The organism is Bradyrhizobium sp. USDA 3364, assembly GCF_054056355.1.
Genome location: NZ_JBSRYG010000002.1, coordinates 8,113,929 through 8,136,999 on the forward strand (window position 1 = coordinate 8,113,929; position 23,071 = coordinate 8,136,999).

The window sequence follows — 23,071 nt, forward strand, 5'->3', positions numbered from 1 at the left end:
CAAACGAGGCGCGCATCGCGCGCTGCTGCAAGAACTTGGCCCGGAAGGGACAGCGCAATTGTCACATCGCCACAGAGATTTTTCCGATCGACGGGAATGCGTCCGGTGACGGGGAGTTAGTCCTTCAGAGCAACAACTGTCCTGCTCGAATCGGGAGGTTTGCATGATCGGGTCACTGATGAAGCTCGCAACACGCGTGGCGGCCCTCGCAGCGCCGCTCATCCTGTTCTCGCCACAGAGTGTCATTGCGGCTGGAGGCGGCGGCGGTGGCGGAGGTGGTGGAGACCCCTACGGATCGAGCTACGGCACTCCCACGCCCCCGTCCTATCCTCAGGAGAGGGACAGGAGGACTACGCAGAAAAAGAAGCCCGCCAAGCAGTCCAACTTCGACGATCCGGCATTCCGCGAGGGCTATCGCGCGGCCTATGCAACGATCTACGAACGCAACGACTACGCCGCCGCGATCGAGCAGTTGCACGCGCTCGGCAACGACGATCATCCAAACGTCGCCAATCTGATCGGCTACTCCTACCGCAAGCTCGGCGACTACAAGCAATCCCAGGTCTGGTACGAGCGCGCGCTCAGGGCCGATCCGAACCACGTGCTGACGTGGAACTATTACGGCTTGTGGCAGATCGAACAGGGCAACCGCGATGCTGCGCAGTATCATCTGAACCGGATCGCCGAGATCTGCGGCACGACCTGCGACGAATATCGCTCGCTGGCGGCCGCGCTCGAGAAACCGCCGGGGACAAGTCTCGTCTATTGAGCGAACCTGTAGTCCGCACGAGCGAAAGCGACATGCGGGGCAACATCGGCCCCGGATGTCGCGAGCGCTCATCCGCGCCACGCGCCCGAGGCGCGCTGTCCGCGTGTCTGTTTTTGCGGGAATTTCGCCATTTTGATCGGCGTGATCCGCCGTTAGCGTCCGCGCCGTGCGACGCAAGCGGATGCGAGATCGATCATCATGACCTGGCGGCTTCTCGCGTGGAGCGGCATCGCCGTCGCCGCGCTGGTTCCAATCATCGGCGGCATCTGGCTCTTCACCCTTCCCGCCGCGTCGGCACTCCGGGTTCCGCCTCCGATCGCGACGCAGGAGCACGATGCCATGCTCGCCGCGCTGAAGCCGCCGAAGCGAGCGCGCCCGTTGATTTCGATCATCGGCATCAACGACATGACCGAGACCACCGACTATCTGATGCCCTATGGCATCCTGAAGCGGGCCGATATTGCCGACGTCGTCACGCTTGCGACGGGGCCCGGGCCGGTCACGCTGTTCCCGGTGCTGAAGGTCGAGCCTGATGCGACCATAGCCGCGTTCGATGCCGCGCATCCCGACGGCGCCGACTACGTCATCGTGCCTGCGATGAGCCGCGACGACGATCCGACCGTCATGCAATGGATCCGGCGACAGGCGGAGCAAGGTGCCGTCATTGTCGGCATCTGCGCCGGCGGCAAGGTCGTGGCCGCGACCGGCCTGCTCGACGGCAGGCGCGCGACCACGCACTGGTTCTACCTGAAGAACTGGCGCGACGATCATCCCGCCATCCGATACGTCGCCGACCGCCGCATCGTGGTCGATCGCGGCGTCGCGACCACGACCGGCATTTCGGCCTCGATGCCGATGTCGCTCATCCTGATCGAGGCGATCGCCGGCCGCGCCAAGGCGGAGGCCGTCGCCGCCGAGATCGGCCTGCCGGGCTGGGACGCGCGCCATGACAGCAACGCCTTCAAGTTCACCCGCCCCTTTGCGCTGACCGCGATCCAGAACACCTTGGCGTTCTGGAACCGGGAGCAGCTTGGCCTCGCGCTTGTCCCCGATGTCGACGAGGTCTCGCTGGCGCTGGTCGCCGACAGCTGGTCGCGAACCTTCCACTCGCACGCTACGACCTTCGCCACGACCGGCGACGCCGTGACGACCCGCAACGGCCTGCGCATCTATCCGCAAGCCGTGGCGCCGGGCTGGCCCGCGGACCGCCTGCTGCCTGCGGTCGGCACGACGCCGCCCGCGCAGGCGCTCGACCAGGCGCTTGCCGGGATCGAGACACGCTATGGCCGGGGCACGGCGGACTTCGTCGCCATGCAGCTGGAACACCCGCGAGGCCATGCCTCGCGTTGAAAAACAGCGTCCCGAACGCATTTGATATTCCGCCATCCCCATTGTCATCTCTTTGTCATGAATTGTGCCGACACGTCAGCGCCGGACCAGTTCGGGGACACGCATGGACTATTTCAAACGCTTCAACTTCCTGTTCGCCGCGCCGGTTTTCGAGGCCGACGACCTCGAAGGCATTCGCTTCAACCAGATCATCACCGAGATCGAGCGCTCCGGCTTCGAGGTGGTCCGCGCCCGCAAGCTGGAAGATGCCGAGATCGCGGTGCAGACCGACGCCGCGATCGGCTGCATGGTGGTCGACTGGGGCAAGAAGGGCCTCGAGGGCAAGACCGCGGCACTGATCAACCTGATGCGTCGGCGCGGCCTCGACTTCCCCATCATCCTCTTGATCCGCCGCAAGCGGTTCGAGGATTTGCCGGTCGAGGTGCTCGATTTCATCGACGGCTACGTGTTCCTGTCGGAGGAAACCCCGCCCTTCATCGCCAAGAATTTGATCTCCAGACTCAAGCAATATGCCGAGAACCTGAAGACGCCGTTCTTCGGGGCGCTGGTCGACTATGCCGAAGAAGGCAACCAGCTCTGGACCTGCCCGGGCCATAATGGCGGCGTGTTCTACAGCCGCAGCCCGATCGGCCGGGTGTTCGTCGAGCATCTCGGCGAAGCGGTGTTCCGCGACGACCTCGACAATTCCGTGCTCGACCTCGGCGACCTCCTCACCCATGAGGGGCCGGCGCTGAAGGCGCAGAAGGAGGCGGCGCGGATCTTCGGCGCCGAGAAGACCTATTTCGTGCTCAACGGCACCTCGACCTCCAACAAGGTCGCGCTCGGCTCGCTGGTCACCGACGGCGACCTCGTGCTGTTCGACCGCAACAACCACAAGGCCGCCCATCACGGCGCGCTGCTGATCGGCGGCGGCATCCCGGTCTACGTGCCGACGGTGCGCAACGCCTGGGGCCTGATCGGCCCGATGCGCTGGGACCTGCTCGACGAGGGGAGCTTGCGCGACGCCATCCGCAAGCATCCGCTGGTCAAGGACGAGAACGCCTGGAAGAAGGAGCGCCCGTTCCGTGTCGCCGTGGTCGAGCAGTGCACCTATGACGGCACCATCCACTCGGCCGAGATGATCCTGAAGCGGATCGGCCATCTCTGCGACTACATCCTGTTCGACGAGGCCTGGGCCGGCTTCATGAAGTTCCACCCGATCTATGCCGGCCGCTTCGCGATGGGGCTCGCCAATCTCGGCCCTGAGGCACCCGGCATCATCGCCACCCAATCGACCCACAAGCAGCTCGCGAGCTTCTCGCAGGCCTCGCAGATCCACATCCGCGACCGCCACATCAAGGGCCAGAAGCGCCGGGTGGAGCACCGCCGCTTCAACGAAAGCTTCATGCAGCACGCCTCGACCTCGCCGTTCTATCCGATCTTCGCCTCGCTCGACGTCGGCGCGCAGATGATGAAGGGCCGCTCCGGCGAGGTGCTGTGGGACGACACCATCCGGCTCGGCATCGAGCTGCGCAAGAAGATCCGCGCGGTGAAGCGCGAGTTCGAGGAGAAGGAGACGCGCGCGGAGCGGCGCTGGTTCTTCGAGCCGTTCGTGCCGGACCGCGTGATGATCCCCGACGTCGCGCGCGAGAACGGCGTGCACAATGTCGCCTGGGAAACCATCTCGACCGACCAGCTCGCGACCAGCCCGTCCTACTGGCAGCTCAATCCCGGCGAGACCTGGCACGGCTTCCCCGAGCTGACCGCGGGCTTCGCGATGACCGACCCGAACAAGCTCACATTGCTCACGCCGGGCTTCGATCACGCCACCGGCGCCTATGCCGATCACGGCATCCCCGCCCCGGTCGTGGCGCAATATCTGCGCGAGAACCAGATCGTCGCCGAGAAGAACGACCTCAACTCCCTGCTGTTCCTGCTGACACCCGGCGTCGAGGCCAGCAAGGCCGGCACGCCTGGTGTCCGGGCTCGTCGCCTTCAAGAAGCTGCACGACGACAATGCGCTGATCGAGGACGTCATCCCCGAATTCTTCCGCCGCCGCCCGCAGCGCTACAGCGGGGTGCGGCTGCGCGATCTCTGCGGCGACATGCACCGCTTCTTCCGCGACGGCGGCGTCAGCACCTTGCAGGCCAAGCAATTCCTGCCCGAGCATCTTCCCGAGATCGCGATGTCGCCGCGCCAGGCCGCGCAATATCTGATCCGCAACGACGTCGATTATCTGCCGATCGACCAGATCTTCGGCCGCGTCGCCGCGACGCCGTTCGTGGTCTACCCGCCCGGCATCGCGACCATCGTGCCCGGCGAGCGGCTGTCGGAACGCAGCAAGCCGATGATCGACTATCTCAAGATGTTCGAGGCGAGCTTCAATGCGTTTCCGGGCTTCGAGGTCGAGGTCCAGGGCATCTACAAGGAGATTGACGAATCCGGCCGCGTCCGCTTCTACACCTACGTGGTCTCCGAATGAGGGAACGGTCTGCGCGCAATGGAGAATGATCACAAGATCACCGTCCGTCCTTCCCGTGACACCGACGTCGACGCGATGCTGTCGATCTACCGACACCACATCCGCCACGGCATCGAGGAGAGCGTCGACGACTCCGGCACGCCGGAGCCGGACGATCTGCGCGACCGCCGCAAGAATCTGCGCAACACCCGCCTGCCCCACCTCGTCGCGGTGTGCGACGGCGAGGTGGTCGGCTACGCCTATGTGGTCCAGTTCCGCAAGCGCCCGGCCTACCGCTACACGGTGAAGCACTCGATCTACATCCACCATGGCTTCACCGGCAAAGGCGTCGGCGGGCGGCTGCTGCAGGAATTGGTCGACACCTGCGCCGCGGCCGGCTTCCGCCAGATGATCGGCTACATCGACAGCGACAACGCCGCGTCGCTCGCGCTGCACGACCGCTTCGGCTTCGCCCGCGTCGGCCATTTGCCCGGCGTCGCCTATCGCTACGGCCGCTGGTCCGACACCGTGATGGTGCAGCGCTCGCTCGCCGCCGGCGCGACCGCTCCGCCCCCGCCCGCGCCGCTGTCGCGGCGGTGATGGGCGCCACACCATCCGCCGTCGTCCCGGCGAAAGCCGGGACCCATACTCCGCGGCAGACGTTGTGGGCGGGACTCGTCATTCCAGCATCGCGTCACAATTTGCATCGGTGGTTATGGGTCCCGGCCTTCGCCGGGACCACAGTGGGTGTGTTGCACGGTCACTGAGTCGTGCATCTGCGTTCTCGCGACATGATCGTCCGAGCTTCGCTCTTCGCTCCGCCCTCTTTTCGATCCAGAGGGTGCCCTACTCCAGCGTGAAGCCGACCCGCAGCGTCACCTGGAAGTGGCGGACCTTGCCGTCCTCGATATGGCCGCGCGTCTGCACGACCTCGAACCATTTCATTTCCCGGATTGTCTTCGACGCGCGGCCGACGGCGTTCTCGATCGCCGCCTCGATGCTCTTGTCCGATGATCCGACCAGTTCCAGGATTTTGTAGACGTGATCCTTGTCGTGCGTGGCGGGCATGTCGACCTCCTCTGGTGAATGCGCGATCCGGACGATTGGCGCTCCGATCCGAACAGTCCGTCGTCCGATGCCAACCCGCTGTCGCCGAATGCTGCGCGGCAACACAGCGGACGAATTGAATCAACGTACCGCGGCGGCTTTGGTGCCGGCATGCAGTTAGTGCCAGCTATTGCCCCTGCCCTTGTCCGCGCGGTCACCTATGGTAGCATGGTTTCATCAAATATTCGGGAGCGATACGATGTCCACTGCGTCAAGCTCACCCGCCACACCTCCTCACAGCCTCGGATCCGGGCTTGCCAACCTTCGCGCGAAGTGGGGCTGGATCGTCGCGCTCGGCGTGATCTACCTGATCGCAGGCGTGCTCGCCTTCGGCAGCGTGTTCTTCGCCACCGTCGTCAGCGTACTGTTCGTCGGCGCCATGATGATCGTCGCGGGCGTCGCCGAGATTATCAACGCGTTCCAGTTCAAGACGTGGGGCAAATTCCTGTTCTGGCTGCTGCTCGGCGCGCTCTATGTCGTCGCGGGCTTCATCACCTTCGAGAATCCCCTGCTCGCGGCGGCGACATTGACGCTATTCCTCGGCATCGCGCTGGTGGTCTCCGGCATCGTCCGCATCTTCCTCGCCTTCGGCATGAACTCGGCCGCGCCGTGGGGAATGGTCGCGATCTCCGGCCTGATCACGCTGGTGCTCGGCGTCATGATCCTGGCGCGCTGGCCGGTCTCGAGCCTCTACGTGCTCGGCATCTTCCTCAGCGTCGACCTGATCTGCGCCGGCGTCAGCTGGATCAGCATGGGCATGGCGCTGAAGCGCGCGTGAGGCGCGCGCCTCGGTTCAGATTATCGCCTGCAGGCCTTCAGCAGCAGGGTCGTCTGCCTGCGTACCATGGCCTTGAGATCTGCGAGCCGCTCCGGCGTGATCTCGTCGTACCCCAACAGGTACTTGAGATGATCGCGCGCGAAATGGAAGGTGAGCAATTGGCCGTTGATGGCGACGGCCATCATCCGGCTGTCCTCCTCGTTCACCGCGCCGCCGGAAATAGTTGCGATAACCCTGCTGCAGCATTCATGCAGCCGCGAGCCCGATCCCTTGGAAAGATCGGAGCGCATCATGGTGGCCTTCATCGGCATCACCCGGCGTGCGATGAAAAGCGCGCGGCTCGTGGCATCCGGTGACGCGAACAGGAAGTCGGCAAGACCGTCGAGGCTGGAACAATAGGCATCGATGATCGCGGTGACGCTCGCCTTGTCGCGGAGCAGCGCTTCGACGACTTCCAGCGCCGGGCCGACGGCGGCGTTTGCCGCGATCTGGATGTCTTCGATGCAGGCGGCGTAGAGCCCTTCCTTGTTCTCGAAATAATACTGCAACGACGGCGCGGGAACGCCGGCCTGAGCTGCGATGTCCCGGGTGGAGACGCCGTCGAAGCCGCGTTCGCCGAACAGCGCCAGGGCCGCGCGAATGATCCGCGCCCGGGTCTCCTCCCCCCGCGGGTATCCGCTTTCCGTCTTCCGCCGTCTCAGCACCGCCATTCGATCCTCCGCACCCATCCCATAGCACGGCCCGCGAATTATTCCAGTTGACATAAATATTCCAAACGGAATAATTTATACAAGTGGAATAAATCTTCGGAGAGCGACCTGACATGAGCACCGTAGCCTTGAAGAAGGTCGGCGACGTCCCCGAGGCCGCGCAACAAGCGGCCCCGAAGGCCGTTCCGAAGAAGCGGAGCCGGACGCGTATCCTGTTGGGATTGACCGCTTTTCTGGTGATCGCCTGCGGTGGCATCTACGCCCGGCAATGGTATGCGGTCGGGCGCTACATCGAGAGCACCAACAACGCCTACCTGCGGGCCGACCAGGTGGCGATGGCGCCGCGCGTGGCCGGCCAGGTCTCGGAAATCTATGTGAAGGACAATGAGGACGTCGCGACCGGGCAGCCGTTGGTGAAGATCGACCCCCGCCGTTACGAGATGATCGTGCGCCAGTCCCGCGCAACGGTCGAGGCGCGCCAGGCGGATGTTGCGAAAGGCGCGGCCGATCTGCGCGAGCAGGACGCCGTGATCGCGCAGGCGCAAGCCGATGTCGAGACCGCGCGGGTCAATGCGAGCCTCGCCGAAAAGGAGTTCGAGCGATCATCGGCGCTCGCCGCCCGCGGATTTGCGACACAACAGAAGAACGACCAGACCGAAAGCACGCTGGCGCAGGCGCGCTCCACGGTGGCGCTGAAGCAGGCGATCCTCGATGCGTCGCGCCAGAAGGTCGCAACGCTGAGGGCGCAGTCGGCGCAAGCCGAGGCCCAGTTCGCCGCCGCGAAGGAGAGCCTTGCCCAGGCCGAGATCGATCTGAGCGATACGGTCGTGCGCAGCCCGATTGCCGGCCGGGTCGGCGACCGGACTGTCCAGCTCGGCCAGTTTGCGCAACCCGGCGCGAGGCTGCTGACGGTCGTGCCGACCGGGCAGATCTACCTGGTGGCCAACTTCAAGGAGACGCAGGTCGAGAACATGCGTCCGGGCCAGCCGGTCGAGATCAGCGTCGATGCCTATCCGAACCTGCCCCTGACCGGAACGGTGGACAGCTTCGCACCCGGTACCGGTGCCCGGTTCGCATTGCTGCCGCCGGAGAACGCCACCGGCAATTTCACGAAGATCGTGCAGCGCGTGCCGGTGCGCATCCGCGTGGATGCCCCTCGCACCGCGGCGCCGGCCTTTGTCCCCGGCCTGTCGATCGAAGTGTCTGTCAACACCAAGCCGGGCGCGGTCCACTCCGGCGGAGGCGCCTAATGAGCGGGCCGGCTGCGGCCGCCGCCGGCGGGACCAAGGCAGCGGAGGATTCCGCCAGCCTCGTCGACTGGGTCGCGGTGATCGCCGGCGCGCTCGGCGCGCTCATGGCGACCCTCGACACCTCGATCACCAACACGGCGCTTCCCCAGATCCAGGGCGAAGTCGGCGCAAGCGGGACGGAAGGCACCTGGATCGGCACCGGCTATCTCGTCGCCGAGGTCATCATGATCCCGCTCACGGCCTGGCTGACCAGGATGCTGGGACTGCGCCGGCTCCTGATCATCACGACATCGGCCTTCGTTCTGTTCTCGATGCTTTGCGGGGTATCGCACGGGCTGGCCGAGATGATCATCGGTCGGGTCGGGCAAGGCTTCTTCGGCGGCGCCCTTATACCGACCGCTCAGGTCATCATCCGGACGCGACTGCCGCTGCGCCAGATGCCGGTTGGCATGAGCATATTCGGGATCATCGTGGTGCTCGGGCCGGTGCTGGGGCCGGTGATTGGCGGCTATCTTGCCGAGGAAGTCAGCTGGCGCTGGTGTTTCTTCCTCAACCTCCCGGTCGGCATTGCGCTGGTGACACTGCTCGGCCTCGGACTTCCCGCACAGAAGGCCGATCTCAACCAGCTTGCGAAGGCGGATTGGCTCGGGATCGTCGGCATGGCGATCGCCTTCGGCTGTCTGACGGTCGTGCTGGAAGAAGGACAGCGCGAACGCTGGTTCGAGTCCTCGGAGATCGTCAATCTCTGCCTGGCGTCGCTGCTCGGCTTCGCCGCGCTCTTGATTGCGCAAATGACCAGCGCAAAGCCGGTCATCAACCTCGCGCTGTTGCGCAACAAGACGTTTGCCAGCACGAGCCTGATCGCGCTCGTGATCGGCGCCGGCGTCTACGGCACAACCTTCATCGTGCCGCAGTTCCTGAGCGGCATCGCCGGCTACAACCCAAGGCAGGCCGGCAATATCATGGCCCTGTCGGCGCTTCCCCTCATGCTGCTGATGCCGATCCTGCCACGCATCGTCGGCCGGTCCGATGCGCGCCTGATGACCGCGCTTGGCCTTCTGTTCTTCGCCGCGAGTTGCTTCGTCGAGATCCACCTCAGCCCCGACAGCGCCGGCGACGACTTCACGCTCTCGCAGATCATGCGCGGGATCGGTCAGATCCTGGCCGCGATGCCGCTCAATCAGGTCGCGATGGCCGCGATCGGACGCGAGAACGCCGCCGACGGTGCGGGCATCTACAGCATGGCGCGCAACCTCGGTGGGTCGATCGGACTTGCGCTCAGCGGGCTGTTCATCGACGTGCGGACCGCCGTGCACTCCGACACGATCCGCGAGGCGGTCACGGCCAATTCCCTGCTCGGACAGGCGCGGCTGGCGGCCGACGGCGTCGCGCAGGGGATCGACGCCGCGACGGCGCGATTGCGCGCCATGTCGCAATTGTCGCAACTGATCGAGAAGCACGCCTTGGTGATGACCTACAATGACTGCTTCTGGATGCTCGGGATCCTTCTGATCGCGATCATGCCGATCGTGCTGCTGCTGCGGCAACCCGCGCCTGCGACTTGAAACCGCGAACAGACGGCGGGTTAGGCTTGCGCCAACCCGCCCTGCTCTGCTCCTCGCAACACCTCAGGGCTGCGCGAGGTGCCAGGCACCGTTCAGAAAGCCGTCGCCGGTGATGTCGCCTGTCTTCTGGTCCTTGGCGAAAGTGTAGAGCGGCTTGCCCTTGTAGGCCCACTGCTTGGAACCGTCGTCGCGGGAGATGATGGTATAGCCGCCTTCGGCCTTGTCACTGGCGTCCGCCTTCAGCACCGGCCAGTTGGTCGCACACGGACCGTTGCAGGCCGATTTGCCGTCGGTGTCCTTGTCGAAGGTGTAGAGCGTCATCCCCTTGGGGTCGGTGAGGACGGAACCCTTCGCGGTGGTTCCGGTCTTGGTCGGCGGCGCGGCAAACGCCGCTGAAGCGAGCGCAAACGACATGACGGTGGCGAGCGCGAGCGAGATCGATGTCTTCATGATGTCTCCTGTTCGAATGCAAATGGCTTGCATACGTAGGACGCGCGAGAGCGCACGCTATTCCGCCGATAGCGCGGAAAGAATTTCGGGGGAGGCGATCAATGCGAGGGGAATAAAGCCGGAGGCGCGTGCCGATACCGGCCCCTAGATCATGATGCGTTTCCACGGAATCGCATCGTGATCTCATCTCTTTGTTTGAGCATGATCTTTTCGGAAAACCGGTTTCCACTTTTCCGGATCATGCTCTAGCCGGAATGTCCTAGCGCCTGATCTCCTCGACCACGCGCACCAGCGGCCGGTCGGAGATCTGGATCGGGCCGGAGAACGGCGTGCTCATTTCGAGGATCAGATAGATCGCGGCCGAGATCAGCGCCGCGGCGGCGATGTAGGTCGAGATCACCACCGCGTTGCGCGGCGCGCGAAAGCCCAGCGTCGCGAACATCAGCGTCAGCCAGCCGACCAGGATGCCGATCAGCGGCGACGGAAACGAGCCGTCGGACTGCTCGACGAAGGTCCAGCGCTGCTGCACCGCCTGCCGGTAGACCGCCCGCGCATCGTTCCACAGCGCGACCTTCTGCTCGTCGTCGAACCTGAGCTCGCGGAGACTGTTGCCGACCTCGTCGAGCAGATGCTCGGACACCTCGCTCGCCCGCGAGATCGGGACATCCTTGAGCACCTGCTCGACATAGGCGAGCAGCCGCTTGCGCGGCTCGTCCGCGCTCGGGCCGAGCGGCCGCATGCCGCGATCGAGCAGGATCAGGTCGGTGGCGAACACATGCAGATTGCGGTCGACCGCCACATAGGTGTTGGCGGCACTGTTCATCATCAGGCCGAGCAGCAGCGACGGCATGGTGACGAACAGGGTCGCGACCAGTCGCACCGAGGTATTGGTCTCGTCGCTGCGGTGATGGTCCCCGAGCCTGCCATGGATCGCCATGGTCGCGAGCGCCGCGCCACTCAACAACATGAAGATCAGGACGGCGACGACGATTGCAACCACGGCTTGCGGAGACCTGCGAGAGAATCAGGTGCGCAGGATAGCAAGTGCCGCGCTGCATGTCCGGTTGACTAGCCCTCCCCACGCGCTATCCAGTCCGGGCAGGACTTAGGGGGCGGCGCGCCCCGCGAGGAGCGCAAGAGCGCCCTGGAGGAGATACGACGTGCATATTGTCGACGACAGCGAGGTCAACCGCGTCCTGAGCTTTCCGATCCTGATCGAGGCGATCGAGGCGGCGCACCGGCGGCCCAAGATCGCGGTGCATGACGGCTATCTCGGCGACGACAAGGGCCAGCAGCTGGTGACGCGCAGCGCGGTCGATGCCGGCCGCTTCATGATGACCAAGCTCTACACCAGCTTCCCGGGCAATCTTGCCCACGGCAAGCTGCCCGCGGTGCAGGCGGTCTGCGTGCTGTTCGACGGCAATGACGGCCGGCCGCTGGCAGTGATGGACGCCGCCGAGATCACCCACTGGAAGACCGCCGCGGACTCCGCGCTCGGCGCCAAGCATCTGGCGCGGGAGGATGCCGAGACGCTGCTGGTGGTCGGCGCCGGCGAGATGGCGCGCTGGCTGGTGCGCGGCCACCGCACCGTGCGGCCGCAGCTGAAGCGCGTGCGGGTCTGGAACCGGACGGTCGAGCGCGCGCAAGAACTCGCCACGCTGCTGGAAGCCGACGGCATCGCCGCCGAGGCCGTCACCGACCTCGACGCCGCGACCCGCGAGGCCGACATCATCACCACCTGCACCCGCTCCCGCGAGCCGCTGGTCAAGGGCGCCAATCTGAAGCCCGGCGCCCATCTCGACCTAGTCGGCGGGTTCACTCCCGAGACCCGCGAGTCCGACGATGAAGCCGCGCGGCGCTCACGCGTCTTCGTCGACCGTCGCGAATCCGCCTTCGACGGCGTCGGCGACATCCTGCAGCCGATCGCGAGCGGCGCGATCAAGGAGAGCGACGTGCTCGGCGACCACTACGACCTCGCGAGCGGCAAGTTGAAGGGCCGATTGTCGGACAGCGACATCACGTTCTTCAAGAACGCCGGCGGCGGCCATCTCGATCTGATGACCTGCGAGACGGTGTTTGCGCAGCTGGGGAAGGAATTGCGGTAAGGACAAGGGCGGGTTAGCGGAGCGTAACCCGCAGCGACTCGATCCGCGGAAAGACAGCGAATTACACCTTCGGCTAATCCACCCTGCTCTGCCCTACGTCTCCCGCAACCAGACCTCGCCGATCGAATGGTCTGAACGCTTGCGCAACACGACGTCGGCCCGCGTCCGTGTCGGCAGAATGTTCTCCCGGAGATTGGCGCGGTGATGCTCGCGCCACAGCCGGTCCGCAACCTCGCGCGCGTCGCCGGGCGGAAGGTCCCGGTAATGGTGGAAATAGGAGGCGGGATTGCGGAACGCGGTCGGCTGCAGCCTGAGGAAGCGCTCGACATACCAGGACTGGATGTCGGCCTCGTCGGCATCAAGATAGATCGAGAAGTCGAAGAAATCCGAGACCACCACCGGCGCCGTGCCGCGCGCCAGCAGCACGTTGAGGCCCTCGAAGACCAGGATGTCCGGCTGCTGGATGACCTGGCGTTCCGACGGCACGATGTCGCCGATCAGGTGCGAGTACACGGGCAGCTCCAGCTCGCGTTCACCCGCCTTGGCCGCCGCGAGAAAGCGCAGCATCCGCGGCAGATCGTAGCTGTCGGGAAAGCCCTTGCGGCGCATCAGGCCGCGCTCCTCGAGCACGGCGTTGGGATGCAGGAAGCCGTCGGTGGTCACCAGCTCGACCCGCGGATGATCGGCCCAGCCGGCCAAGAGCGCACACAGCACGCGGGCGAAGGTGCTCTTGCCGACGCCGACACTGCCGGCCAACGCGACGATATAGGGCGAATGCCGTGCCGGCCGGCCGAGAAACTCCGCCTTGACCTGCATCAGATTGCGCGCCGCCGAGAAATGCAGGTTGAGCAGACGCGTCAGCGGCAGGTAGACGTCGCTGACTTCAGCCGACGTGATCGGCCCGTTCAGGCCGCGCAGCGCCGCGAGATCGGCGTCTGACAGCGTGAGCGACGTGCTGGCGCGCAACGCCGCCCAATCGCTGCGGCTGAAGATCATGTAAGCGGACAGCTCGTCGGGGTTGGTCATTCTCCGATCTTGCCGAGGCGAAGCCAGCGACGTCAATGGCCCACAACTGTAGGGCGGGTTAGGCGAAGCCGTAACCCGCCGTCTTTCAGTCGCTCGGGTGGCGGCGGGTTACGCTAACGCTAACCCGCCCTGCTTCTCCCTACTCCGCGGCCTGCTGCACCAGCGCATCGAGCGCCGCCGACACCTTCGGCGGCGACATCGGCAGGCTGTAGAAGCGTTTGCCGAGCGCATTGTTCACGGCATTCGCGACCGCGGCCATGACAGGCACCAGTGGCACCTCGCCGACGCCCTTGACGCCCTGCGGATGCTTCGGGTTCGGCACCTCGACCAGCGCGCAGTCGAGCATCGGCAGGTCGGAGCAGACCGGCATGCGATAATCCAGGAAGCCCGGATTATCGACCTTGCCGTCCTTGTTGTAGATGTACTCCTCGTTCAGCGCCCAGCCGATGCCCTGCGCGACGCCGCCCTGCAGCTGGCCCTCGACATAGCTCGGATGGACGGCGCGCCCGACATCCTGAACCGCGGTGTAGCGGATCACCCTGACGATGCCGAGATCGACATCGACCTCGACGTCGCAGATATGGGTGCCGAAGCCGCCTTCCGCGCCTTGGGTGTTGAGCTGCACGCTGGCGCCGATCGGGCCGCCCTGCGACGGCGCCTTCTCCGCAAGATCGGCGAGCGACAACGGCTCGAACTGGCCGGCGTTCGGGCTGACCGGATGCGCGGCACCGTTCTCCCACTTCACCGCTTCAGGGTCGATCTCCCAGAGCTTCGCCGCGCGCTCGCGCAAGGTCGCGATCACCTTGTCGGCCGCTTGCGTCACCACCATCGAGGAGGCGAACAGCACGCGGCTGCCGCCGGTGAGGTTGGAGAAGCCGACGGTCTGGGTGTCGCCGATGATGACGGAGACGCGCTTGTAGTCGATGCCGAGCAGCTCGGCGCAGATGTTGGCGATGCCGGCGCGCGAGCCGCCGATATCCGGGTGGCCGGTGGTGACGACGACGTTGCCGTCCTCGGTGATGTTGACCTGCGCGGAGGATTCGCCGCCGGCGTTGAACCAGAAGCCGCTAGCGACGCCCCTGCCCTGCAGCTTGCCGAGCGGCGCGGCGTAATGCGGATGGTTCTTCGCGGCTTCCAGTGTCTCGATATAGCCGATGCGCGGGAACACCGGACCGTGCGCGGCCTTGGTGCCTTCCTTGGCGGCATTCTTCAGCCGCAGCGCCAGCGGATCCATCTTCAGCGCCTCGGCGAGCTCGTCGAGCACGCATTCCACCGCATAGGCGCCGATCGGCGCGCCCGGCGCGCGATAGGCCGCGACCTTGGAGCGGTTGGAGCAAACATCAAAGCCCTCCGACAGCACATGCGGAATGTCGTAGGGCGCGAAGCTGCAGCCGACCGCGCCGCGGATCGGCGAGCCCGGGAAGGCGCCGGCCTGCAGATAGAAGCTGCCATGGGCGGCGACGATGGTGCCGTCCTTCCTGGCGCCGATCTTCACCGTGCTCTTCGAGCCCGAGGTCGGACCGGTCGCGCGCATCACCTCCTCGCGTGTCATCACCATCTTGACCGGGCGGCCGGATTTCTTGGCGAGCAAGGTCGCGAGCGGCTCGAGATAGACGATGGTCTTGCCGCCGAAGCCGCCGCCGATCTCGGCGGGGATGGCGCGGATGTCGCTCTGCGGGATGCCGGTCAGCATCGAGGTCATCGCGCGCACCATGAACTGGCCCTGGCTCGACGACCAGATCGTGGTCTTGCCGTCGGCAGCGACCGAGATCAGGCAGGCATGCGGCTCGATATAGCCCTGGTGCACCGGGCGCGTCGTGAAGGAGCGCTCGATCACGATCTCGGCGTCCTTGAAGCCTTGCGCGATATCGCCCTTCTTGGATTCGAGGCGGCTCATGATGTTCGAGGGCTTGCCGTCGAATTTGTTGAACTCGTGCAGGATCGGCGCGCCGTCCTTGATCGCGTCGTCGATTTCAATCGCCCAGGGCAAGACCTCGTAGTCGACCTCGATCAACTTGCAGGCTTCGGCTGCGATCGCCTCCGTGGTCGCGGCGACGGCGGCGACGGGATGGCCGGGGAATAGCGCCTTGTCGCGCGCCATCACGTTGCGGCACATCCAGCGCATGTCCTGGATGCCGAGCATCACGGCGCCCTTCTCGATCGTGAAGTCGACGATGTCGCGCGAGGTGACCACCGCCTTGACGCCGGGTAGCCGCTCCGCCTTCGCGGTGCTGATCGACTTGATACGGGCATGCGGATGCGGGCTGCGCAACACCTTGCCCCAGATCATGCCGGGCATGGTGGTGTCGGCGGCAAACGCCGCGCGGCCCGTGACCTTGTCGACGCCATCGGGCCGGATGGTGCGCTGGCCGATCCATTTGTTGTTGACGACGTTCATGGGCGTGCCTCCCGCATTTCAGCCGCGGTCTCCATGACCGCGCGGACGATCTTGTCGTAACCGGTGCACCGGCAGAGATTGCCGGCGAGCCAGAAGCGGACTTCCTCTTCGGTCGGATTGGAATTTTTGGCGAGCAGCGCCTCGGATGCGACCAGCATGCCCGAGGTGCAGATGCCGCATTGGAGCGCGGCGTGCTCGAGGAACTTCTGCTGCAACGGGTGCAGCCTCTCACCCTTGGCCATGCCCTCGATGGTCCGGATCTCGTGGCCCTCGGCTTCAGCCGCGAGCATCAGGCAGGAGCAGACCAGGCGGCCGTCGAGCGTGATCGAGCAGGCGCCGCAATCGCCGGACGAACAGCCCTCCTTGGAGCCGGTGAGTCCGAGCTGACCGCGCAGCGCGTCGAGCATGGTCTCATAGGGCTCGCACAGGAATTCGACCGGCTCGCCGTTGACTGAGGTGGTGACGTGCAGTTTCGCCATGGTGCTAGTGTCCTCCCGCGCGCTGGGCGGCGATCGCGGCGGTGCGCTTGAGCAGCACGCCGGCGGTTTTTGTCCTGTAGGCGATGGTGCCGCGCTTGTCGTCGATCGGACGGCAGGCGGCGCGACATGCGGCGGCGGCGGTTTCCAGCGCCGCATCGTCGAGCTTCGAGCCGATCAGCGCCTGGGCGGCCGGCGCAACCAGCAGCGCAGTCGGCGCCACCGCGCCGAGCCCGACCCGCGCCGCGGTGCAAACGCCGTCCTTCAGGGTCAGGCTGACGCCGATGCCGACCACCGCGATGTCCATCTCGGTGCGCGGGATCATCCGCAGGTAGGCATCGCTCGAGCCTTTGGGCCGCGGCGGCAACGCGAAGCTGACGAGGATCTCGCCCGGCTTGAGGTTGGTGCGTCCCGGTCCGGCCGGCACGTCCTCGACTTTCATTTCCCGGCGGCCATTCGGCCCCTGCACGGTGACGACGGCGCCCGCCGCGATCATCGCCGGCACGCTGTCGCCGGCCGGCGAGCCGTTGCACAGATTGCCGCCGGCCGACGCCCGGCCCTGCACCTGCTTGGAGCCGATCAGGTTGACGGCCTCGAGCACGCCGGGCCACAGCTTGCCGAAGCGCGCATGCTCGGCGAGCTCCATGCCGGAGACGGCGGCGCCGACGCGGAAACCGCCATCGGCGGTCTCGGTGATCTCGGTCATCTCGCCGATCTTCTTGATGTCGACGATCAGTCCCGGCCGCACCAGGCCGGAGCGCATTTGCACCAATAAGTCGGTGCCGCCTGCCATAATGCGGGCGGCACTCCCGGCGGCAGCAAATGCGCCGATCGCTTCGTCAAGCGTGCGCGGTGCTACGTATCGGATATCGGTCATGACGGTTCTTTCGGTCTCCCTCGGCTGCTTGTTCGCGCTGCTTGTTCCCTTGGACGTTTCCTTCGGGGATGGCCTTATTGCTGGCCGGCAGGACCCCAAGCCTACACGCCGGATCAGGGTCCGAACAGCCTGCGAGGTGCGGCAGGAAGCGCAGGCTCCTATGCAGGATGCGGACTTGTGCGGTGCCGGCGAAGGCCGCGCGACGCCTGTCGTTATCGAACATTCACGTCACCAACCAGGAAACCACGTCACCAACCAGGAAACCCGGTGCCAGACCGGCGGCACGGCCCTTGCTTGCTTTGCGCAACGGATTGGTGAAGCATGCCGGTCGCTGTGGCACGTGTGCCGGCGCAACGACAAATCGGGAGACGGCGAATGGTCGATGTTTCGCGCAGAACGCTCCTCAAGCTCGCGGCGAGCCTGCCGCCGGCGATGGCGGCCCCGGCCATCCTCTCGTCGCGCGCAATCGCCGCGGCCGGCAGGAAGACCATCACCGCGGTGATGCATTCCGACCTGCGCATCATCGATCCCGGTTTCACCACCGCCTACATCACCCGCGACCACGGCTACATGGTCTACGACACGCTGCTCGGCATCGATTCCGCCTTCAAGGTCCGGCCGCAGATGGCGGACTGGACGATCTCGGACGACAAGCTCACCTACACCTTCACGCTGCGCGACGGCCTGAAATGGCACGACGGCGCGCCCGTCACGGCCGAGGACTGCATCGCCTCGCTGAAGCGCTGGACCGCCGTCGACGGCATGGCGCAGAAGCTCGCCGAATTCACGGCCTCCCTCGAGGCGAACGGGCCGAAGACGATCGTGCTCAAGCTCAAGGAACCCTACGGCCTGGTGCTGGAGTCGCTGGCAAAGCCCTCCTCCTACGTCGCGTTCATGATGCCGAAGCGGCTCGCCGAGACGCCGCCGGGCAAGCAGATCGCCGAGCAGGTCGGCTGCGGGCCGTTCAAATTCATGGCCGCCGAATTCCAGCCGGGCGTGAAGGCGGTCTATGAACGCAACGCCGACTACGTGCCGCGCAAGGAGAAGCCGGACTGGCTGTCGGGCGGCAAGGTCGCCAAGGTCGACCGCGTCGAATGGATCACGATGCCCGACGCGCAGACCGCAATCAACGCGCTGCAATCCGGCGAGATCGATTTCCTCGAACAGCCGTCGGTCGACCTGCTGCCGGTGCTCGAGGCCAATTCCGATCTCACCATGGCGGTGCTGAACAAGTTCGGCTTCCAGATCGAGGGCCGGATGAACTTCCTGCATCCGCCGTTCGACAATCCCAAGGTTCGCCGTGCGGCCTTCCTGGCGATGAACCAGAAGGACGTGCTCGACGCCACCGTCGGCAACGCAAAGTATTACGAGATCTGCGGCGCGTACTTCGCCTGCGGCGCCCCGCTCGCCAGCGACGTTGGCTCGGAGACGCTGGTCAAGGCCAGCGGCATGGCCGAGGCCAAGAAGGCGCTCGCCGCCTCGGGCTATGACGGCACGCCCGTCGTGATCATGATCCCGGGCGACGTGCAGACGTTGAAGGGGCCGCCGACGGTCTCCGCGCAGCTGTTGCGCGAGGCCGGCTTCAACGTCGACGCGCAGGTGACGGACTGGCAGACCGTGGTGAGCCGCCGCGCCAGCCAGAAGCCGCCCAAGGAAGGCGGCTGGAACCTGTTCTTCACCTTCACCGGCGCCACCGAGGTGATGAACCCGATCGTCAACAACCAGATCGCCGCGAACGGCAAGAAAGCGTGGTTCGGCTGGCCCGAGGACGCCAAGCTCGAGCAGATGCGCGATGCCTATGCGCGCGCCACCTCGCCCGACGAGCAGAAGAAGTTCGCGGTCGAGATTCAGAAGGAAGCCTACGAGCAGGTGATCTACATCCCGCTCGGCCAGTTCCGCTTGCCGAGCGCCTGGCGCAAATCGCTGACCGGTGTGCTCGAAGGCCCGGCGCCGCCGGTGTTCTGGAACGTCGACAAGACCGAATAGGGACCCTTGGGCGCGAGGTCTGCGCAAGCGCCCGCCACCAAAATATCGAAAACAACCCCATGCAAAGGAGCCGACGGCCGCCGCCGTCCGCCAGAGCCACTTGACATGTCGGGCAAATCAGGAGCATATTTCCAATATTCCGAAATCCCACCAGCGCCGCCTACGCCGCCTTCCGACCGGACGCCGACTTGTCCGAGCAATCGATATACTTTGAGCCAAGTCTTTAACTCCACCGAAGCGGAGCTCGTATATCGGTCTGGGAGTTGGCAATGTAGTCGGAAGCGACGGTGGGCCCATGTCTCTCGAGACTCCAGGGACAAGGCCTTCTCGGGCTGACAAGTTTGCGCTGTGGCTTTCGAAAGGCCGCGTGGTCGATGGCCTCTGGATCGGAAGTGCTCAGTCGGATTCGGAGCCCGCACTGCAACGCGTTGAAGCCGCGCTTCGGCTCATGGAGCGCTTTGCTCCACTTCACTACCAACGTGTAAAGAAAAGCCTGTCACGAATCTGGGTGCAGTTGGTTCCCCATGGAGCCGGCTGCTATCTGCATTCCTTGAACGCCTGCTTGCTCGACGAACGTGTCATCGCTTCCAAGGACACAACCCTCGAATGGATCGCATCCGCCATTGTACATGAGGCGACCCATGCGAGGCTGGAGAAGCGGGGTATCCACTACGACGAAGCAGTCCGCAACCGGATCGAACGCATTTGCGCTCGAAGGGAGCTCGATTTTGCTCGGCGTCTGTCAGGCGTCGAAACCTTGCACGAAGAAATCACTCGAAGGCTCGACCTGTGCAATGAAGAGAACGCATTCTACACCGACCAAAACATGCGGCAGACAATAGATCAGGGCAACGCGGAGATGCTCCGTCATTTGGGAACGCCAGAATGGGTCATAGCCCTGGTGTTTAGGGCGAGAAACCTACGCAATGGGATTCGTCGCTTCACACGGCGAATAGCTGGTGCTTCGGTTCAATGATCGCGGAGCCTGTGATGACTACTGTTGGCCCATAGCCGACATTCATTCAGACCGGCTTCGACGTCGTCTTTCGAGAGCCAAGCGGACGCCGTTTTGTGAGCATGCGCCCGATCTCGGATGCCACCAGCGTCCGCCGATCGCGGCACTTCCGGATGCGATCGTGCGATCGCGCCCGATCGTAGCTTCAGGCACCAGAACCATTTCGCGCGGGTGCTTTGCCCGTGAATGCGGGCATCCTTCCCGACGTCTCCGGCAATCCACCCGACCGCAAGCGGGCACGGGACGCATCGCAGTCAGGGGGAATCGGCCAAGGCCCGGCGGCGCGCCGGTGCTATGCTGTCGTCTCGCCCAAAGCCATCACATTGAGTAGCGAGAACGGCCATGGCAGCACGCGGATTTGACCACGAGGGGATGCTTGCGCTGCGACCGGACACCGTTGGGCAGCGCTATGCGTAGAGACTGGCGCAGGCTAACGGCCAGCGCGGCGATCACCGGCGTCAGCCTGTTCGCTGCCGCCACCGCGCTTGCCGAAAGCCGCAAATACGATCCCGGCGCCAGCGACACCGAGATCAGGATCGGTCAGACCATGCCCTATAGCGGGCCGGCGTCGGCCGTCTCGGTCATCGGCAAGCTCCAGGCCGCCTATTTCCGGATGATCAACGAGCGCGGCGGCATCAACGGGCGCAAGATCAAGCTGATTTCGTATGACGACGCGGCCACGCCATCCAAAACGGTCGAGCAGATCCGCAAGCTCGTCGAAGGCGACGAGGTGCTCTTCACGTTCCAGACGCCCAGCAACGCCCCCAACATCGCCGTTCAGAAATATCTCAACGACCACCACGTCCCGCAACTGTTCGTCGGCGGTCGCTCGACGCGTTTCGAGGATCCCGGCGACTTTCCATGGACCATGGGATTCGCACCGAACCTGCAGACCGAGATTCGCGTCTACGTGCGCTTCATCCTCGACAATTATCCGGACGCCAGGATCGGCCTGCTCTACCAGAATGACGAAAGCGGCAAGGACTATCTCGCCGGATTGAAGGACGGGCTCGGCGCGAAGGCTGCGCTGATGGTCGCATCCGTTGCGCCCTATGAAATGACGGACCCGACGATCGACTCGCAGGTGGTGCGGCTCAAGGCCACCGGCGTCAACGTACTGATCGACATGGCGGCGCCGAAGTTCGCCGCCCAGGCGATCCGCAAGGCGGCGGAGCTCGGCTGGAAGCCGCTCCATTTGCTTGGCGTCGGCTCGTCCTCGATCGACGCGGTGCTGGCGCCCGCGGGACTCGAGAACGCCAAGGGGCTGATCTCGGCGAGCTCGTTCAAGGAGGCCGCCGACCCGAGCTGGGCGGACGATGCGGGCATGAAGAAATGGACGGCCTTCATGGCCGCGTATTATCCGGAGGGGGAGAGAAAGAGCATCTTCACAACCTACGGCTACAGCGCGGCCGAGCTCTTGGTGCAGGTGCTACGGCAATGCGGCGACGATCTCTCGCGCGACAACGTGATGCGCCAGGCCGCCAGCCTGAAGAACGTGAAGCTCGACCTGCTGCTGCCGGGCCTCTCCATCAACACCAGCCGCAGCGATTATCGCGTGGTCAAGGAGTTCCGGATGATGCGCTTCACCGGCGAACGCTGGGAGCCGTTCGGGCCGATGGTCGCGGATTGACCCTGCTGGCGTCACGAGCATGAACCGGCGAACGACTCGCGCGCCGTTGATCCGCGCGGCGGCGCTGCTGCAACTGCGCATCATTCGCAGCATGTAGCCCGGATGAGCGAAGCGACATCCGGGGCCTGTTTCCGCCCGCATATCGCTTCGCTCATGCGGGCTTCTACGCGACTGCTCAACGTTTCGGGTCACGCCCGCGGATGTGGTCAAAGCCTTGCCTGATTGCGGCGAAGCGCGCTTCGACCACCGGCTCGAATTCGAGGTCGGTAAAGATATACGGCCAGTCGTTTTCGACGCCTTCGCGGACGAGTTCACCGACATACATGGGATCGATACCCTGAGAAATGCGTTGGCGGATCAGATTGATCTGCTCGGCAAGCGGGCCCGAAGTCGGCAAGGCACCGAGCTCCCCCTCGAAGCGCTTGGGGAGGTTGCGCCTCGAGTCAATGATTTGAGTGCGGATGTACCCGGGACACAGCACCGATACGCCGATCCCGCGAGGCGCGAGTTCTTGCCGCAGTCCCTCGGACAACGCGACCACGCCATACTTCGAGACGTTGTATGCATTGCTCGCCCCTGAAATAAGGCCGGCGATCGAGGCTGTGGAGACGATGTGTCCACCCTCACCATGCTGCTCGATCAACGGCCCGAAGATCTCGATCCCCCAAACGGTCGCCATCAGGTTGACGCCCATGGCCCAATTCCAGGACGCCTCGGTCCAGGTACCATAGGGCCCACCGCCGCCGACGCCCGCGTTGTTGACGAGGATGTGCACCTTGCCGTAGCGGGCGGTCGTGGCTTCGGCGGCGGCCACGAGTTCGGCCTTGACCGAGACGTCCGCTTTCACGCCCTCGACGTCGACGTTGGTGCGCCTCAGTTGCTCCAGCGCCGAGGACAGAGCCGCGTCTTCGATATCGCAAAGCATGACTTTCGCCCCCGCCTGGGCGAAAGCGGTCGCGATCCCCAGTCCAATGCCCGACGCTGCACCGGTCACGAACGCGGTCTTTCCAGCAAGTTCCTTCACGCGCATTCTCCCCGTGCAAGTGGACCACCCTGGCCGCAAAACGCCAAGCATCTCGGGACGCCATATCACCGCACTTTCAAGCGATTGGGAAGTGTGCGGGATGTCCGCTCCCTG

General features: G+C 64.9%; 19 protein-coding genes and 1 pseudogene. 11 read left to right on the plus strand and 9 right to left on the minus strand.

The annotated features are described in order from the left end of the window. The first annotated feature begins 163 nt into the window (after positions 1 to 163). The 4 genes and pseudogenes from ACVILL_RS38355 (at position 164) to ACVILL_RS38370 (ending at position 5,160) form a co-directional block, all read left to right on the plus strand. Positions 164 to 769 (plus strand): tetratricopeptide repeat protein, encoded by a 606-nt coding sequence (locus tag ACVILL_RS38355; protein WP_456733779.1) that lies wholly within the window; start codon positions 164 to 166, stop codon positions 767 to 769. Between the two features lie 198 nt (positions 770 to 967). Then, entirely contained in the window at positions 968 to 2,119 is a 1,152-nt protein-coding gene (locus ACVILL_RS38360) for a DJ-1/PfpI family protein (RefSeq protein ID WP_456733780.1), read from the plus strand. Positions 2,120 to 2,222: 103 nt separating this feature from the next. Further along, positions 2,223 to 4,581, plus strand: a pseudogene (locus ACVILL_RS38365) (Orn/Lys/Arg family decarboxylase). An 18-nt stretch (positions 4,582 to 4,599) separates the two neighbouring features. Further along, the gene (locus ACVILL_RS38370) at positions 4,600 to 5,160 is read left to right on the plus strand and encodes an N-acetyltransferase family protein (RefSeq protein ID WP_456733781.1); all 561 of its coding nucleotides are present in this window, start codon (positions 4,600 to 4,602) and stop codon (positions 5,158 to 5,160) included. 246 nt (positions 5,161 to 5,406) lie between these two features. Here ACVILL_RS38370 and ACVILL_RS38375 read toward each other — a convergent pair whose 3' ends face one another. Further along, complete coding sequence (locus tag ACVILL_RS38375) at positions 5,407 to 5,628, minus strand: dodecin (protein WP_456733782.1); 222 nt, start codon at positions 5,626 to 5,628, stop codon at positions 5,407 to 5,409. Between the two features lie 238 nt (positions 5,629 to 5,866). On the opposite strand from ACVILL_RS38375, the gene ACVILL_RS38380 reads away from it, so the two are divergent. Beyond that, the gene (locus ACVILL_RS38380; RefSeq protein WP_456733783.1) at positions 5,867 to 6,445 is read left to right on the plus strand and encodes an HdeD family acid-resistance protein; all 579 of its coding nucleotides are present in this window, start codon (positions 5,867 to 5,869) and stop codon (positions 6,443 to 6,445) included. Between the two features lie 20 nt (positions 6,446 to 6,465). Here ACVILL_RS38380 and ACVILL_RS38385 read toward each other — a convergent pair whose 3' ends face one another. After that, positions 6,466 to 7,155 carry a CerR family C-terminal domain-containing protein gene (locus ACVILL_RS38385; RefSeq protein WP_456733784.1) on the minus strand — a complete coding sequence of 230 codons (690 nt, stop codon included), beginning with the start codon at positions 7,153 to 7,155 and terminating at the stop codon, positions 6,466 to 6,468. 113 nt (positions 7,156 to 7,268) lie between these two features. On the opposite strand from ACVILL_RS38385, the gene ACVILL_RS38390 reads away from it, so the two are divergent. Then, on the plus strand, positions 7,269 to 8,405 hold the full coding sequence (locus ACVILL_RS38390; RefSeq protein WP_456733785.1) for an HlyD family secretion protein: 1,137 nt from the start codon (positions 7,269 to 7,271) through the stop codon (positions 8,403 to 8,405). Then, positions 8,405 to 9,970, plus strand: a complete 1,566-nt coding sequence (locus tag ACVILL_RS38395) for a DHA2 family efflux MFS transporter permease subunit (RefSeq protein WP_456733786.1) — start codon at positions 8,405 to 8,407, stop codon at positions 9,968 to 9,970. The genes ACVILL_RS38390 and ACVILL_RS38395 overlap by 1 nt, the downstream gene beginning before the upstream one ends. A 63-nt stretch (positions 9,971 to 10,033) precedes the next feature. Here the strand turns inward: ACVILL_RS38395 and ACVILL_RS38400 are convergent, their stop codons facing one another. Beyond that, positions 10,034 to 10,420: a COG4315 family predicted lipoprotein gene (locus ACVILL_RS38400; RefSeq protein WP_456733787.1), complete on the minus strand. Its 387-nt coding sequence runs from the start codon at positions 10,418 to 10,420 to the stop codon at positions 10,034 to 10,036. A 259-nt stretch (positions 10,421 to 10,679) separates the two neighbouring features. Then, positions 10,680 to 11,420 (minus strand): bestrophin-like domain, encoded by a 741-nt coding sequence (locus ACVILL_RS38405; RefSeq protein ID WP_456733788.1) that lies wholly within the window; start codon positions 11,418 to 11,420, stop codon positions 10,680 to 10,682. 160 nt (positions 11,421 to 11,580) lie between these two features. Between ACVILL_RS38405 and ACVILL_RS38410 the strand changes: the two genes are divergently transcribed. Continuing rightward, positions 11,581 to 12,525: an ornithine cyclodeaminase family protein gene (locus tag ACVILL_RS38410; RefSeq protein WP_456733789.1), complete on the plus strand. Its 945-nt coding sequence runs from the start codon at positions 11,581 to 11,583 to the stop codon at positions 12,523 to 12,525. 93 nt (positions 12,526 to 12,618) lie between these two features. Here the strand turns inward: ACVILL_RS38410 and coaA are convergent, their stop codons facing one another. From coaA to ACVILL_RS38430, 4 genes are all read right to left on the minus strand, one after another. Then, complete coding sequence (coaA, locus tag ACVILL_RS38415) at positions 12,619 to 13,551, minus strand: type I pantothenate kinase (protein ID WP_456733790.1); 933 nt, start codon at positions 13,549 to 13,551, stop codon at positions 12,619 to 12,621. A 139-nt stretch (positions 13,552 to 13,690) separates the two neighbouring features. Next, positions 13,691 to 15,949: a xanthine dehydrogenase family protein molybdopterin-binding subunit gene (locus tag ACVILL_RS38420; RefSeq protein WP_456733791.1), complete on the minus strand. Its 2,259-nt coding sequence runs from the start codon at positions 15,947 to 15,949 to the stop codon at positions 13,691 to 13,693. After that, positions 15,946 to 16,428 (minus strand): (2Fe-2S)-binding protein, encoded by a 483-nt coding sequence (locus ACVILL_RS38425; protein ID WP_456733792.1) that lies wholly within the window; start codon positions 16,426 to 16,428, stop codon positions 15,946 to 15,948. Before ACVILL_RS38425 ends, ACVILL_RS38420 begins: the two co-directional genes overlap by 4 nt. A gap of 4 nt (positions 16,429 to 16,432) precedes the next feature. After that, the gene (locus ACVILL_RS38430) at positions 16,433 to 17,293 is read right to left on the minus strand and encodes an FAD binding domain-containing protein (protein WP_456734456.1); all 861 of its coding nucleotides are present in this window, start codon (positions 17,291 to 17,293) and stop codon (positions 16,433 to 16,435) included. Between the two features lie 441 nt (positions 17,294 to 17,734). Here ACVILL_RS38430 and ACVILL_RS38435 point away from each other — a divergent pair, with 441 nt between their 5' ends. The 3 genes from ACVILL_RS38435 to ACVILL_RS38445 all read left to right on the plus strand — a co-directional run bounded on the left by ACVILL_RS38435 (position 17,735) and on the right by ACVILL_RS38445 (position 21,933). Continuing rightward, a complete protein-coding gene (locus ACVILL_RS38435; protein ID WP_456734457.1) occupies positions 17,735 to 19,288 on the plus strand; it encodes an ABC transporter substrate-binding protein in 1,554 nt (517 codons plus the stop codon). A 367-nt stretch (positions 19,289 to 19,655) separates the two neighbouring features. Continuing rightward, the gene (locus ACVILL_RS38440) at positions 19,656 to 20,264 is read left to right on the plus strand and encodes a hypothetical protein (protein WP_456733793.1); all 609 of its coding nucleotides are present in this window, start codon (positions 19,656 to 19,658) and stop codon (positions 20,262 to 20,264) included. 448 nt (positions 20,265 to 20,712) lie between these two features. Continuing rightward, positions 20,713 to 21,933 carry an ABC transporter substrate-binding protein gene (locus ACVILL_RS38445; protein WP_456733794.1) on the plus strand — a complete coding sequence of 407 codons (1,221 nt, stop codon included), beginning with the start codon at positions 20,713 to 20,715 and terminating at the stop codon, positions 21,931 to 21,933. A gap of 175 nt (positions 21,934 to 22,108) precedes the next feature. On the opposite strand, the gene ACVILL_RS38450 is transcribed toward ACVILL_RS38445, so the two are convergent. After that, complete coding sequence (locus ACVILL_RS38450) at positions 22,109 to 22,957, minus strand: SDR family NAD(P)-dependent oxidoreductase (RefSeq protein ID WP_456733795.1); 849 nt, start codon at positions 22,955 to 22,957, stop codon at positions 22,109 to 22,111. Between the last annotated feature and the right edge of the window lie 114 nt (positions 22,958 to 23,071).